We start from the raw sequence: 13,523 nt of genomic DNA on the forward strand, positions 1-13,523 counted from the left end.
CCGTCGCGCCCGGTCGCAACGACCTGGCCGCCGTGCTGCCAGCCGCGCCGACGCGCCCGGCGGACACCGATCTGCCCCGCCGTGCGCCGCGTGGCCCCGACGCTGGGTCGGGATGGCGCAGCGATGGCCAAGTGCCCGTGCGCCGCGACCATCGCGGTCCCGAGCCGCAGGCGCCGCAGCCGGCCGTGCCGGCCATCGTCCAGCCTCAAACGCCTCAGGCGCGGCCCGGCCTGGAGCAGCAGCCACAACGCGGTGGCGACAACGTGCCCTGGCGCGCGCCACAGCAGCAACGCGAAGCGCAGCAACAGCAACAACAACGCGAAGCGCAACAGCAGCAGCGCGAAGCCCAGCAACAGCAGCAGCGCGAAGCCCAGCAACAGCAGCAACGGGATGCGCAGCAGCGCGAAATGCAGCAGCAGCGCGAGGCGCAGCAGCAACAACGCGAGGCGCAGCAGCGGGAATCGCAACAACGCGAAGCGCAGCAGCGGGAATCGCAACAACGCGAGGCGCAGCAGCGGGACCTCCAGCAGCGTCGCGATGAACTGCAGCGTCGCGAAGAGTCCCAGCAACGCCGCATGCCTCAACCCGAACCGCAGCGTCAGGTAGAAGTGCCGCGCGTGCAGACGCCCCAGCCTCAGCAGGCTCAGCCTCGTGCCCAGCCTCGTGATGAAGGCCCGCAGCGCGGCCGCCAGGACGGTGTGCCGGTGCGCCGGGATCGGCCGCAGAACGATGCCAGGCCCAACGAACGTCAGGCCGAGCGCTGAGTTGCGCCCGTCCTAGCCGAGCAGCGGCCTCAGTGCGGACCAGACGTTGTCCAGCATGCGCGGATGCGCCTTGGCCAGTGGGTGGATGCGGTCGGGCTGGAACCAGTCCATCGCGTCGGTGCGATCGGCCACGCCCTTGAGCAGAAAGGGCACCAGGCCGGCCTGGGCCTGCTTGGCCACCTCGGCGAACAATCCCTCGAAGTCGCGCGCATAGCTGCTGCCGTAGTTGGGCGGCACCTGCATGCCGACAACGATGACCTTGGCACCCGCCGCGTGCGCGGCACGCGCCATTGCCAGCAAGTTGTCACGCGTGCTGGACAGCGGCAGCCCTCGCAGCGCGTCATTGCCGCCCAGTTCGAGGATGACGATGGCTGGCTTGTGCGTGCGCAGGGCCACCGGCAGTCGGCTGCGGCCGCCCGACGTTGTGTCGCCACTGATGCTGGCGTTGACGACGCGGTGCGGCTTCTTCTGCTCGACCAGCCGAGCCTGCAGCAGCGCCACCCAGCCCGTGCCCGCCTTGAGACCGTACTCGGCCGACAGGCTGTCACCGACGACGAGGATGACGGGGGGCTCGGCGGCGGCATTTGCCGGCATGACAACCCCTGACGTCCAGCCAGCCATCACCCCCAGGCTAAAGTGCGCCACTACCCATCGCCGCCGCAGTCCCGACATGCCCGAAGCCCTTGTTCAAGTTGACCAGATCACCAAGCGCGTGAGCGACGCGACCGGGGAGCTGACGATTCTGCATGACATCAGCTTCACGCTGACCGCCCGGGAATCGGTTGCCATCGTTGGCGCCTCGGGTTCGGGCAAGAGCACACTGCTGGCGATCCTCGCCGGGCTCGACACGCCCAGCAGCGGCACTGTGAAGCTTCGGGGCCAGGACCTGTTTACGCTGGACGAGGATCAGCGCGCCGCGGTGCGCGGGCGCGAACTGGGCTTCGTGTTCCAGAGCTTCCAGTTGCTGCCCAATCTGACGGCGCTGGAGAACGTCATGCTGCCGCTGGAGTTGCGCGGTGAGCGCGATGCCCGCGACCAGGCCGCGGCCATGCTGGCCCGGGTGGGCCTCGGCGAGCGCCTGGGCCACTACCCGCGCGTGCTGTCGGGCGGGGAGCAGCAACGTGTGGCGCTGGCGCGCGCTTTCGTGCAGCGTCCTGCCCTGCTGCTGGCTGACGAGCCGACGGGCAGCCTGGACTTCGCGACCGGCGCCTCGGTGATGGCGTTGATGTTCGAACTCAATCGCGAGGCCGGAACGACGCTGGTGCTGGTCACGCATGACCGCGAGATCGCAGCACGCTGCGAGCGCCAACTGCGCATCGAAGCTGGCCGCCTGGTCACCTGAATCAAAAAAGCCCGCTGACCTTTCGGTCAGCGGGCTTGATCGTTGCGGCCCGAGGGCTTACTTGGCGAAGGAGTAGTCCGTCTTCGCCTTCTTGATCAGGCCTTCCTGGAAGTCGATCATCTTCTGCTGCTCGATGCGCTGCTTGATCTGTGCCTTGACGTCGTCGAAGGCCGGGAAGGTTGCCGGACGGGTGTCTTCCAGCTTGATGATGTGATAGCCGAACTGGCTCTTCACCGGCTCTTCCGTCATCTGGCCCTTTTCCAGCGCGACCATGGCCTTGCTGAACTCGGGCACGAAGTTGTTCGGGTTGGCGAAGTCCAGGTCGCCGCCATTGGCTGCCGAGCCGGTGTCCTTCGAGTTCTTTTTGGCCAGTTCCTCGAAGTTGCCGCCTGCCTTGATCTGGGCGATCAGGGCCTTGGCGTCTTCTTCCTTCTCGACCAGGATGTGGCGGGCACGGTATTCGTTGCCGCTGTTGGCGGCCTTGAACTTGTCGTACTCGGCCTGGGCTTCGGCATCGGTAACCGGGTTCTTGGTCTTGGCGTCTTCCATCAGTGCGCGGATCAGCAGCATCTGGCGGGCCAGTTCCATCTGGGCCTTGTAGTCGGCGCTCTGCGGGATACCGCGCTTCTCGGCTTCCTGCATGAAGATCTCGCGACGCACGACCTCGTCCTTGATCTGGGCTTCCAGCTCGGGCGACCGCTGCTGCTGGCCGCTCTTGGTGACCTGCTGGATCAGCGTCTCGACGCGTGCCTTGGGCACGGGCTTGCCGTTAACGGTGGTGATGTTCTGCGCGGTTGCGGCAGCCGGCACGAGGGCCGAGATGGTGGCCGCGACGACGGCGGCAAGCGCAAACTTCTTCATTGGGCTGGGATGTGAGTCAAGCTAAAAAAATCGCGCCCGGTACGGGGCGCGCGGTTCGATCACGCCCGACCCGGCTCAGCGCTCACCCGGGGTGCGGGCGTCGATGGCCAGCGCGTGGATGCCGCGCTGCATCAGGTCGGTCAAACAATCATAAACGAGGCGGTGACGGGCCAGTCGTTGCAAGCCCGTAAAGCGATCCGACACGACAGCCACATGAAAGTGCCCCCCTTCGCGGGCGCCGGCGTGGCCGGCATGCTGGGCGCTGTCGTCGCGGATGCTCAGTTCGGTCGGCGCCAGTTCGGCGCGAAGCCGGCGTTCGATTTCTTGCGCGATGCTCATGACTTGCCGTCCTCTTCCGGCGGCAGGTGCTTGCTGAGATACAGGCCCTGGGCCAGCGTGAACAGCACGATCAGGCCAGTGACGCCAAACACCTTGAAATTGGCCCAGGCCGAAGTCGTGAAGTGGTAGGCCACGTAGAGGTTGGCGACCCCCATGGCGGCAAAGAACAGCACCCAGGCGCGGTTCAGGCGCAGCCAGACCGCGTCGGGCAGGCGCAGCTCGGCACCCAGCATGGCCTGGATCAGGTTCTTGCCGAACCAGGCCTGGGAGATCCACAGGGTCAGGGCCATTGCCCAATGCAGGCCGGTGGGCTTCCACTTGATGAAGGTCTCGTTGTGGAACCAGACTGTGGCGCCGCCCAGCACGACCACCAGCGCCAGGCTGATCCACAGCATCAGGTCGATCTTCTTGCCGCGCAGCTTGAGGATGGCTGCCTGGGCCAGCGTGGCGATCATGACGACGACGGTGGCCAGCAGCACAGGCGCTTCCTGCGGGCCGACGGTGCCGCCCTGGACCAGGAAACCGAAATGTTCCGTTGCAAAGGCGGCCGCGGCATCCGGGTGGCCTTCGGCGCCCTTGAAGGCGACAAAGAACAGGATCAGCGGGAGAAAGTCGAGCAATAACTTCATGCGCCCGCATTGTCCTTGACGAAATCAATGGCAGCCGAGTTGATGCAGAAACGCTCGCCCGTCGGCTCTGGGCCATCAGGGAAGACATGGCCCAGGTGGGAGCCGCAGCGGTTGCAGCGCACCTCCACGCGCACCATGCCGTGGCTGCGGTCCACCACGCGCTCGACCACCTCGCTGTTGACGGGCGCCCAGTAGCTGGGCCAGCCGCACCCGGCATCGAACTTGGTGTCCGCCTCGAACAGCGGCGTGCCACAGCCGATGCAGTTGTAGTGGCCGGGTTGGAAGTGGTCCCAGTACTTGCCGGTGAAGGCGCGCTCCGTGGCCGCGTGGCGGGCGACCTGGTACTGCATGGGGTCGAGTTGCTCGCGCCACTCGGCATCGGTCTTCTGGATGGGGTAGGGCTTGTCGGTCATGATGAGCAGGAGACTTCGAGGGTGGAGGCCCAGTCGGGAGGCAGGGCGGCGTCGCTGGGGAGAACCGGTTCGTCGAACGGGCGGCTCAGAACTTTCAGCAGCCGCTCGATCTCCGTGAAGTCGTCCCGCTGGGCGGCGCGAATGGCGCCCTCGGCGAGGTGGTTTCGCAGCACGACGGCCGGATTGACGGCCAGCATGCGCGCCTGCGCTCCCGGCGTCACGCGGGCGCGCCAGCGTTGCAGCCAGGCATCCAGCGCCTCGCGGTCGACGAAGAGGTCGCGCAGCGGCTCGGACGCCGTCTGCGCGTGCGACAGGCGGCGGAAGCTCAGCGTGAAGTCGGCGCGCGAGGCGGCCATCAGCTTGAGGAAGTCGTCGGCCAGGGTCTGATCGCCCGAATCCTCGCCCTCGAGCCCGAGCTTGCCGCGCAGACGCGCCAGCATCTGGCTGGCGAAACGCTCGCGGTAGGCCTCGACGGCCTCCAGCAGCCGCTCGGTGGAGGTCTCGGCCTCCTTTTCCGTTGCGATGGGCATCAGCGGCAGCAGGGCCTGGGCCAGTGCATGCAGGTTCCAGAATGCGACAGCCGGCTGGCGCGCATAGGCATAGCGGCCGCGGTCGTCGCTGTGGTTGCAGACGTGGCCGGGGTCGAAGGCGTCCATGAAGCCGAAGGGGCCGTAGTCCAGCGTTAGGCCCAGCATGGACATGTTGTCCGTGTTCATGACGCCATGGCAGAAGCCGACGGACTGCCAGTGCGCGATGAGATCGGCCGTCTGCAGCGACACCTTGTGCAGCAGCGCGACGGCCGGCTCAGGCGCCTCAGCGCATTCCGGCGCATGGTGGGCGATGAACCAGTTCGCAAGACGACGCAGGGCGTCGAGCTGGTCGTGGTGGGCGAAGTGCTCGAAGTGGCCGAAGCGGACAAAGCTCGGCGCCACGCGGGTGACGACGGCGGCGGTCTCCACCGTCTCGCGGACAACGGGCAGGGCCGAGCCGGTGATGCACAAGGCGCGCGTGGTCGGCACGCCCAAGGCAGCCATGGCTTCGGAGCACAGGAACTCGCGGATGGACGAGCGCAGCACCGCGCGGCCATCGCCTCGGCGGGAGTAGGGCGTTCGGCCGGCACCTTTGAGCTGCAGCTCTTGCGGGCCGGCCGGGGTGTCGACCTCGCCCAGCCACAGCGCGCGGCCATCGCCGAGCTGGCCGGCCCAGACGCCGAACTGATGGCCGCTGTAGACGCTGGCCAAGGGGCGCATGCCGGGCCAGGCGGCGTTGCCGGAGAGAGCGGCCAGCGCGCCGGGCCGCGTGGTCCAGTCGGCGGGCAAACCCAACAACTGCGCGCAGTCGGGGCTTTGCGCCACCCAGTGCGGGTCGGGCAGGCCCTGGGCTGGCAATTCTGTGAAGAAGTCAGGCCCCAGGTCGGCGAAGCGGTTGGTCCAGGCGAGGCCGGTAGAAGCATCCATCGCACCAGTTTAGTGAGGGGGTGTTTGGCCTCGCTGGCCTGGGTGTTTCCCCGGGGGGTAAGGGTCGCGGTTGTGACGGTGGGGGGGCGGGCCGGGGGCTAGACTGGGTCGATAAGACCGCCAGGAGACAACCATGGCATTGATGGGCCGAATGATGTCGGACCCGCTGCTGATCTCGTCGCTGCTGAAGCACGCCGAGCGGCACTCGGGCGAGACGGAGATCGTTAGCAAGCGGGTCGAGGGCGACCTGCACCGCAGCAATTGGCGCGAAGTCGCGCGCCGCTCGCGCCAGGCCGCTCAGGCCTTCGCACGCCTGGGCTGCCAGCCCGGAGACCGTGTCGGCACGCTGGCCTGGAATGGCCACCGCCACCTTGAGATCTACTACGGCACCTCGGGCTCCGGGCTGGTGTGCCACACGATCAATCCCCGCCTCTTCCCTGAGCAGATCGTCTGGATCGCCAACGACGCGACGGACCGCGTGCTGTGCTTTGATGCGACCTTCCTGCCGCTGGTCGAGAAGATCGCGCCGCTGCTGACAAGCGTGCAGCACTTCGTGATGATGACCTCGCGCGCCCATATGCCGGCCGCCACGGGCATCCCCGACCTGCTGTGCTTCGACGACCTGCTGGACGCCGAGGACGGCCACTACGCCTGGCCGCAGTTCGACGAGAACACCGCCTCCAGCATCTGTTACACCTCCGGCACGACGGGCCATCCCAAGGGCGCCGTCTACAGTCATCGCTCGACGGTGCTGCATGCCTACGCTGCGGCGCTGCCCGACGCCATGGACTGCGGCAGCCGTGACGTCGTGCTGCCGGTCGTGCCGATGTTCCACGTCAATGCCTGGGGCATCCCGTACACGGGGGCCATCGTCGGCTGCAAGCTGGTCATGCCGGGCCCGCACCTGGACGGCAAGAGCCTGTACGAACTCTTTGAGAACGAGAAGGTGTCGTTCAGTGCCGGCGTGCCCACGGTGTGGCTGGGCCTGCTGAACTATGTCAAGGCGAACAACCTGAAGTTCTCGACCTTCAAGCGCACCGTCATCGGTGGCTCGGCCTGCCCGCCCGCGATGATGAAGTCGCTGCAGGAGGACTTCGGTGTGGAGGTCATCCATGCCTGGGGCATGACCGAGATGTCACCGCTCGGCACGCTGTCCAAGCTGACCACGCGCCAGCTTGGCCTGCCGCACGAGCAGCAACAGCGATTGCTGGAGAAGCAGGGCCGCGTCATCTATGGTGTCGACATGGCCATCATCGACGACGAAGGCCGTTCCCTGCCCTGGGACGGGCAGGCTGCCGGCAATCTCGTGGTGCGCGGCCACTGGGTCATCTCCAAGTACTTCAATCACGACGAGTCGCCGCTGGTCAGCGTGGACGGCGAGCCCGGCTGGTTCCCGACCGGCGACGTGGCCACCATCGATGCAGACGGTTTCATGCAGATCACCGATCGCAGCAAGGACGTCATCAAGTCCGGCGGCGAGTGGATCAGCTCCATCGACCTCGAGAACATCGCGATGGCCCACCCGTCGGTGCATGAGGCGGCCGTCATCGCGGCCAAGCATCCCAAGTGGGACGAGCGGCCGCTGCTGGTTGTCGTGAAGAAGCCCGATGCGGCGCTGACGCGCGAGGAGCTGCTGGCTTTCTACGAGGGCCGCATCGCGAAGTGGCAGATCCCCGACGACGTCGTCTTCGTCACCGAGATCCCGCATACGGCTACCGGCAAGATGCAGAAGCTCAAGCTGCGCGACCAGTTTCTGAATCACAAGCTCCCCACGACCTGAGCAGGCCAGCGTCTGGGGAAAGCCCGGGACTTCGGCGCGGCCCGGCTGCATTAACTTTCGTTCACATCAGAGCCACCACCCAGGAGACAAGCATGTTCGACATCACTTCGGCCCGCTTCCCTTCGCGCCTCACCCGCGCGCTGACGGCCGCTGCGGCACTCGCGCTGGCCGCCGGTGCGGCCCAGGCGCAGAAGGGCGAGACGGTCAAGCTGGCCTATATCGATGCACTCTCTGGCCTGATGGGGCCGGTGGGCCAGAACCAGGTCAAGACCTTCCAGTTCCTCGGTGAGAAGTTCAACAAGAGCAACCCCGCCGGCGTGAAGTTCGAAGTTGTTCCCTTCGACAACAAGCTGAGCCCCGCCGAGTCCCTGAACCTGCTGAAGGCCGCGGCCGACCAGGGCATCCGCTACGTCATGCAGGGCAACGGCTCCAGCGTCGCGCTGGCGCTGAGCGACGCGGTGCAGAAGCACAACGAGCGAAACCCCGGCAAGGAGATCGTCTACCTGAACTATTCGGCGGTGGACCCTGACCTGACCAACAGCAAGTGCAGCTACTGGCACTTCCGCTTCGATGCCGACACGTCCATGAAGATGGAGGCCATGTCCTCGTTCATCAAGGACCAGCCCGACGTCAAGAAGGTCTTCCTGCTGAACCAGAACTACGCCCACGGCCACCAGGTCGCCAAGTACGCCAAGGAGACGCTGGCGCGCAAGCGCCCCGACATCCAGATCGTCGGCGAGGACCTGCACCCGCTGGCCCAGGTGCGCGACTTCGCGCCCTATGTCGCCAAGATCAAGGCCAGCGGTGCCGATACCGTGATCACCGGCAACTGGGGCTCCGACCTGGCGCTGCTCGTCAAGGCCGCCAACGAGGCCGGCTACAACGGCAAGTTCTTCACCTACTACACCGGCGTGACCGGTACGCCCACGGCCCTGGGCCAGGGCGGCGCAGGCCGCGTCTTCCAGGTGGCCTACAGCCACTACAACATGGGCGGTGAGTCGCAGAAGAACGTCGAGGAATTCAACAAGAAGTTCGGCGACGACATGTACACGCTGAGCGTGTATCACATCTACACGTTGCTGAGCCAGGCGATGGCCAATGCCAAGTCCACCGACCCGGTCAAGGTCGCGGCGGCCCTCGAAGGCCTCACGGTGAAGAGCTTCAACGGCGAAGTGACCATGCGCAAGGCCGATCACCAGCTGCAGCAGGCCCTGTTCATCTCGGTCTGGCAGAAGGCCGATGCGAAGTACCCCTACAGCCCGGAGAAGACGGGCATGACGCTGGCGCCGGTCAAGCAGTTCGAGAGCTACGTCTCGTCGACGCCGACGTCCTGCCAAATGAAGAGGCCTGGCTGACCGCCACGGCCCCTGAATCGGCCGCACCGCCCGTGAAGGGCGGTGCGATCCCCTGGCCCATCCCTTTGTCGGCCCTGCCTTGGATCAAGTCTTCATCAACCTGCTGAACGGCCTCTCGTCCGGGCTGCTGCTGTTCATGCTCAGCTCGGGGCTGACGCTGATCTTCAGCATGATGGGCGTGCTGAATTTCGCGCATGCGAGCTTCTACATGGTGGGCGCCTACGTCGCCTACTCGCTGGCGGGCATCGTCGGCTTCTGGCCCGCGCTGCTGCTGGCCCCGATCGTCGTCGGGCTGATGGGCGCCGCCTTCGAGCGGCTGGCGCTGCGCCGCGTGCACAAGTTCGGTCACGTGCCGGAGCTGCTGATCACGTTCGGCCTGTCCTACGTGATCCTTGAGCTGGTGCAACTGGTCTGGGGCCGCACGGCGGTGCCCTTCACGCCTCCCGAGGCATTGCAGGGCTCGGCCTTCACCATCATCTCGTCGCCAACGCAGGGGCTGTCCTTCGCCCTCGGCAAGGCCGCGCCCGAGCTTTGCACGGCGGCGCTGTGTTCCACCTTCCCGCTGACACGCGCCTTCATGATGCTGGTCGCGCTGCTGATGCTGCTGGGCCTGTGGCTGCTGCTGACCCGCACCCGCGTGGGTCTCGTCATTCAGGCCTCACTGACCCACCCTGAGATGGTCGAGGCACTCGGGCACAACGTGCCGCGCGTGCTGATGCTGGTGTTCGGCAGTGGCTGCGCACTGGCGGCGTTGGCCGGCGTCATCGGCGGCATCACCTTCGTCACCGAGCCGAACATGGCCGTCATCGTCGGCTCCATCATCTTCGTCGTCGTCGTCGTGGGCGGCATCGGTTCACTGGCGGGCGCTTTTGTCGGTTCGCTGGTCATCGGCCTGCTTCAGACGCTGCCGCTGACGGTGGACGCCTCGCTCGCTTCGGCGCTGACGTCTCTGGGCATGACCGTCACGCCCGACACACCCGGCTACCCGGTGCTGCGCCTGGCGCTGAAGGATGTCGCGCAGATCCTGCCCTATCTGCTGATGGTGCTGATCCTGATCTTCCGGCCCAAGGGCCTGCTCGGGACGCGGGAAGATTGACACCATGAGCAAGGCCAAGGAATTCCACTTCAAGCCGCTCAACGTCGGGCGCTGGTTCATCTGGGGACTCTTCGCCGTGGTCCTGCTGGTTGCGCCGCGCATCTGGACCAGCGGCCTGGCGCAGACCATGCTGACGCAGATGGGCATCGGCGTCATCGCCTGTCTGGCCTACAACATCCTGCTGGGCCAGGGTGGCATGCTGAGCTTCGGCCACGCCGTCTACAGCGGCATGGGCGCCTTCCTGGCCATCCATGCGCTGAACATGGCGGGCGCCGGCACGCTCGGCCTGCCGGTCAGCCTGGTTCCCCTCGTCGGTGGCTTCGCGGGCCTGGTGTGCGCCGCGCTACTGGGCTATGTGTCAACGAAAAAGGCCGGCACGCCCTTCGCGATGATCACGCTGGGCATCGGCGAGCTGGTGTTCGCGCTGGCGCTGATGCTGCCCGAGTTCTCGGGCGGTGAAGGAGGCGTGTCCAGCAACCGCGTCATCGGCCAGCCGGTGATGGGCATCACCTTCGGTCCGCAGATCCAGGTCTACTACCTCGTCGCCGCCTACTGCTTCGTCTGCACCGCCGCCATGTTTGCGCTGACGCGCACGCCGCTGGGGCGCATGCTCAACGCCGTGCGCGACAACCCCGAGCGCGTCGAGTTCGTCGGCTACAACACGCACTGGGTGCGCTTCATGGCGTTCACCATCTCCGGCTTCTTCGCGGGCGTCGCCGGGGGGCTGGGTGCCATCAACACCGAAATCGTCAATGGCGAGGTGCTGCACGCGACCCGCTCCGGCGCCTACTTGCTGTTCACGTTCCTGGGGGGCGCCACCTTCTTCTTCGGCCCCATCATCGGCGCGGTCTTGATGGTCATCTGCGGCGTGCTGCTGTCGGAGCTGACCAAGGCGTGGCTGCTGTACCTGGGTCTCATCTTCCTGTTCATGGTCATGTACGCACCGGGAGGATTCGCCAGCCTCATCCTGATGAACCTGCGCGTGGCGGCCTTCGGCAAGCTGAAGAAGCTGTGGACGTCCTATCTCGCACTTGCAGGCACGGCCCTGGCCGCGCTGGTGGGCGCGGCGACCATGATTGAAATGGTCTACCACCGCCAGCTCAACGAGGCCCTCGGCCCCGAGCTGCGCTTCATGGGTGCGACGCTGAACAGTGCTGGCCTGGATGCCTGGTTTGGCGCGGGCTTCCTGATCGTCGTTGGTGCCGCCCTCTTCGAACTCGTGCGCCGTCAGTACGTGCACGAGTGGGGCGAGATCCAGGAAGACATCGAGAAGGAAATCAAGCGGAGGGAAGCGCTGTGAGCTTTGCGCTTGAGTTGCGCGACGTGCGCAAGAGTTTCGGCAAGAGCGAGATCATCCGGGGCGCCAACCTGGCCGTGCAGGCCGGAGAACGCGTGGCGATCATCGGCCCCAACGGCGCTGGCAAGAGTACGCTGTTCAACCTGATCAGCGGTCGCTTCGCGCCGACCTCGGGCGAGATCCACCTGCACGGCAAGCGCATTGACGGGAGCAAGCCCTACGAGATCAACCGCCAGGGCCTGTCGCGCAGCTTCCAGGTGTCCAACCTGTTCACGCGGCTGTCGGTGTTCGAGAACATTCGCTGCGCTGTGCTGTGGAGCCTGGGCCACCGCTACGCATTCTGGAAGTTCCTCGCCGACCTCGAGGACGCCAACGACCGCACCGAGCACATCCTCGAGATGATCAAGCTCGACAAGCGCCGCGACGTGCTGGCCATGAACCTCACCTACGCCGAGGCGCGCGCGCTGGAGATCGGTATCACCATCGCCGGCGGTTCCAGCGTCATCCTGCTGGACGAACCCACCGCCGGCATGAGCAAGAGCGAGACCAAGCGCTTCATCCAGCTCATCCGCGACGTGACGGTGGGCAAGACGCTGCTGACTGTCGAGCATGACATGGGCGTTGTGTTCGGCTTGGCCGACAAGATCGCCGTGTTGGTCTACGGCGAGGTCATTGCCTTCGACACGCCTGATGCGGTGCGCGCAAACGCACGCGTTCAGGAGGCCTACCTCGGCTCCGTGCTGGCCGAAACTCAAGCGGCGGCAGCATGACCGAAGGCAGACTTCTCAAGCTGGACAACGTCCACGCCTTCTACGGCAAGAGCCATGTGCTGCACGGCGTCAGCATGGAGGTGAAGCCGGGTGAGATCGTCAGCCTGCTGGGCCGCAACGGCGCGGGCCGCTCGACGACCGTCAAGACCATCATGGGCCAGGTCGACGCGAAAGGCTCCGTCCTTTGGGGCGAGCAGGAGCTGGTGGGGCGCGAGGCGTACGAGATCGCCCACCTGGGACTGGGCTATGTGCCCGAGAACCGAGACATCTTCCCCAAGCTGACGGTGCACCAGAACTTGATGCTGGGCGAGAAGTCCGGCAACAAGAAGCCGCGCTGGAGCTTCGACGACATGTACCGCATGTTTCCGCGGCTCAAGGAACGCCAGCACACCGAGGCCGGTGTGCTTTCCGGCGGTGAGCAGCAGATGCTCACGCTCTGTCGCACGCTGATGGGCGATCCCGATCTCATCATGATCGACGAGCCGACCGAGGGCCTGGCGCCCAAGATCGTCGAATTGGTGGCTGAATACCTCAAGGCGCTGAAGGAGCGTGGCATCGCGGTGCTACTCGTCGAGCAGAAGCTGGCCATCGCGCTGGAGATCTCCGAGCGCTGCTATGTGATGGGCCACGGCCGCATCGTCTTCGAGGGCAGCCCGGCGGACCTGCGTGCCAACGCATACATCCGCAAGGAGTGGCTGGAGGTGTGACGGCGCCCGAGGCGGCGGGTGCAGCCTGGCAGGAAGGCTCAGCCCCCCTGGCGCATGGCCAGGCTGCGTTGCGCGGCCTCGGCCAGGTCGGTGCCGGTGAGCCCGGCCTCGGGGTAGACGGCCTCGCCCATGGCCACGCTGAGGTAGGCCTGCCCGCTTTTCAGCCCGTAGGTGCCCGTGAGCGTTTGCCGCAGTCGCAGCCCCACCACGGCTGCTTCCGGACTGCCTGCGCCCGGCAGCAGCACGGCAAAGCCCAGGTCGCCCACCTGAACGACCTCGTCGGTGCCGCGCACGCGGTTGCGTACGCGCAGGCTGGCGGTAAGCATCAGTTCGGCCAGTACGTCCTCGTTATCGTCGGCCGGCGAGGGCAGGGGGGCGAGTTCGATCCACAGCATTGCAAGTTGCTCGCCGGCGCGCCGGCAGCGGGCCACCCGCCGCGACAGATAGGGGGCGAGCTCGGCCAGCGACTGCACCAACGACCGCGTGGGCGCGTAGCCTTCACGGCTGGTGGGGCAGGCATCCTGCGGGATGAGTTGTGTGACGGACATGGGCAGGCTCCGGAAACGGTCGGGCTCGGACTGCCGGCGAGGCGGCACATCGAGGCCATCACACTGAAGAACGCCATCACCCGCCGGAACCCGACATCGCCGCACGAAAATATTTTTGGCGTCGCCTGAAGGCCGCACGATCCTGCCCGTGCCGGCCGTTAGAGT

General features: G+C 66.3%; 16 protein-coding genes. 8 read left to right on the forward strand and 8 right to left on the reverse strand.

The features are described from left to right. Positions 1-569: hypothetical protein (locus tag VGF12_RS07430; RefSeq protein WP_331175402.1), on the reverse strand; the 569-nt coding region annotated here is incomplete at its 3' end. Between the two features lie 6 nt (positions 570-575). Here VGF12_RS07430 and VGF12_RS07435 point away from each other — a divergent pair. Next, positions 576-764: a hypothetical protein gene (locus tag VGF12_RS07435; RefSeq protein ID WP_331175403.1), complete on the forward strand. Its 189-nt coding sequence runs from the start codon at positions 576-578 to the stop codon at positions 762-764. Between the two features lie 12 nt (positions 765-776). Here the strand turns inward: VGF12_RS07435 and VGF12_RS07440 are convergent, their stop codons facing one another. Beyond that, complete coding sequence (locus tag VGF12_RS07440; RefSeq protein WP_414710032.1) at positions 777-1,436, reverse strand: arylesterase; 660 nt, start codon at positions 1,434-1,436, stop codon at positions 777-779. On the opposite strand from VGF12_RS07440, the gene VGF12_RS07445 reads away from it, so the two are divergent. Beyond that, positions 1,435-2,106 carry an ABC transporter ATP-binding protein gene (locus VGF12_RS07445; protein WP_331175405.1) on the forward strand — a complete coding sequence of 224 codons (672 nt, stop codon included), beginning with the start codon at positions 1,435-1,437 and terminating at the stop codon, positions 2,104-2,106. The genes VGF12_RS07440 and VGF12_RS07445 overlap by 2 nt on opposite strands. A 57-nt stretch (positions 2,107-2,163) precedes the next feature. Here VGF12_RS07445 and VGF12_RS07450 read toward each other — a convergent pair whose 3' ends face one another. From VGF12_RS07450 to VGF12_RS07470, 5 genes are all read right to left on the reverse strand, one after another. Further along, positions 2,164-2,967, reverse strand: a complete 804-nt coding sequence (locus VGF12_RS07450) for a peptidylprolyl isomerase (protein WP_331175406.1) — start codon at positions 2,965-2,967, stop codon at positions 2,164-2,166. A gap of 75 nt (positions 2,968-3,042) precedes the next feature. Continuing rightward, entirely contained in the window at positions 3,043-3,306 is a 264-nt protein-coding gene (locus tag VGF12_RS07455; protein ID WP_331175407.1) for a BolA family protein, read from the reverse strand. After that, positions 3,303-3,935, reverse strand: coding sequence for a septation protein A (locus VGF12_RS07460; RefSeq protein ID WP_331175408.1), 633 nt, complete (start codon positions 3,933-3,935; stop codon positions 3,303-3,305). Before VGF12_RS07460 ends, VGF12_RS07455 begins: the two co-directional genes overlap by 4 nt. After that, complete coding sequence (msrB, locus tag VGF12_RS07465; RefSeq protein ID WP_331175409.1) at positions 3,932-4,348, reverse strand: peptide-methionine (R)-S-oxide reductase MsrB; 417 nt, start codon at positions 4,346-4,348, stop codon at positions 3,932-3,934. The genes VGF12_RS07460 and msrB overlap by 4 nt, the downstream gene beginning before the upstream one ends. Continuing rightward, positions 4,345-5,805: a protein adenylyltransferase SelO gene (locus VGF12_RS07470; RefSeq protein ID WP_331175410.1), complete on the reverse strand. Its 1,461-nt coding sequence runs from the start codon at positions 5,803-5,805 to the stop codon at positions 4,345-4,347. The genes msrB and VGF12_RS07470 overlap by 4 nt, the downstream gene beginning before the upstream one ends. A gap of 133 nt (positions 5,806-5,938) precedes the next feature. Between VGF12_RS07470 and VGF12_RS07475 the strand changes: the two genes are divergently transcribed. The 6 genes from VGF12_RS07475 to VGF12_RS07500 all read left to right on the forward strand — a co-directional run bounded on the left by VGF12_RS07475 (position 5,939) and on the right by VGF12_RS07500 (position 12,810). Next, complete coding sequence (locus tag VGF12_RS07475; protein ID WP_331175411.1) at positions 5,939-7,585, forward strand: 3-(methylthio)propionyl-CoA ligase; 1,647 nt, start codon at positions 5,939-5,941, stop codon at positions 7,583-7,585. A 92-nt stretch (positions 7,586-7,677) separates the two neighbouring features. Beyond that, positions 7,678-8,940: a branched-chain amino acid ABC transporter substrate-binding protein gene (locus VGF12_RS07480; RefSeq protein WP_331175412.1), complete on the forward strand. Its 1,263-nt coding sequence runs from the start codon at positions 7,678-7,680 to the stop codon at positions 8,938-8,940. 136 nt (positions 8,941-9,076) lie between these two features. Beyond that, on the forward strand, positions 9,077-10,036 hold the full coding sequence (locus tag VGF12_RS07485) for a branched-chain amino acid ABC transporter permease (protein WP_414710035.1): 960 nt from the start codon (positions 9,077-9,079) through the stop codon (positions 10,034-10,036). A 4-nt stretch (positions 10,037-10,040) separates the two neighbouring features. Continuing rightward, complete coding sequence (locus VGF12_RS07490; RefSeq protein ID WP_331175414.1) at positions 10,041-11,336, forward strand: branched-chain amino acid ABC transporter permease; 1,296 nt, start codon at positions 10,041-10,043, stop codon at positions 11,334-11,336. Beyond that, a complete protein-coding gene (locus VGF12_RS07495) occupies positions 11,333-12,103 on the forward strand; it encodes an ABC transporter ATP-binding protein (protein WP_331175415.1) in 771 nt (256 codons plus the stop codon). The genes VGF12_RS07490 and VGF12_RS07495 overlap by 4 nt, the downstream gene beginning before the upstream one ends. Continuing rightward, on the forward strand, positions 12,100-12,810 hold the full coding sequence (locus VGF12_RS07500) for an ABC transporter ATP-binding protein (RefSeq protein WP_331175416.1): 711 nt from the start codon (positions 12,100-12,102) through the stop codon (positions 12,808-12,810). The genes VGF12_RS07495 and VGF12_RS07500 overlap by 4 nt, the downstream gene beginning before the upstream one ends. A gap of 38 nt (positions 12,811-12,848) precedes the next feature. Here VGF12_RS07500 and VGF12_RS07505 read toward each other — a convergent pair whose 3' ends face one another. Further along, positions 12,849-13,358, reverse strand: a complete 510-nt coding sequence (locus VGF12_RS07505; protein WP_331175417.1) for a hypothetical protein — start codon at positions 13,356-13,358, stop codon at positions 12,849-12,851. Positions 13,359-13,523 lie beyond the last annotated feature (165 nt).

This window comes from Roseateles sp., from assembly GCF_036404855.1.
Classification (GTDB): Bacteria; Pseudomonadota; Gammaproteobacteria; order Burkholderiales; family Burkholderiaceae_C; genus Pelomonas.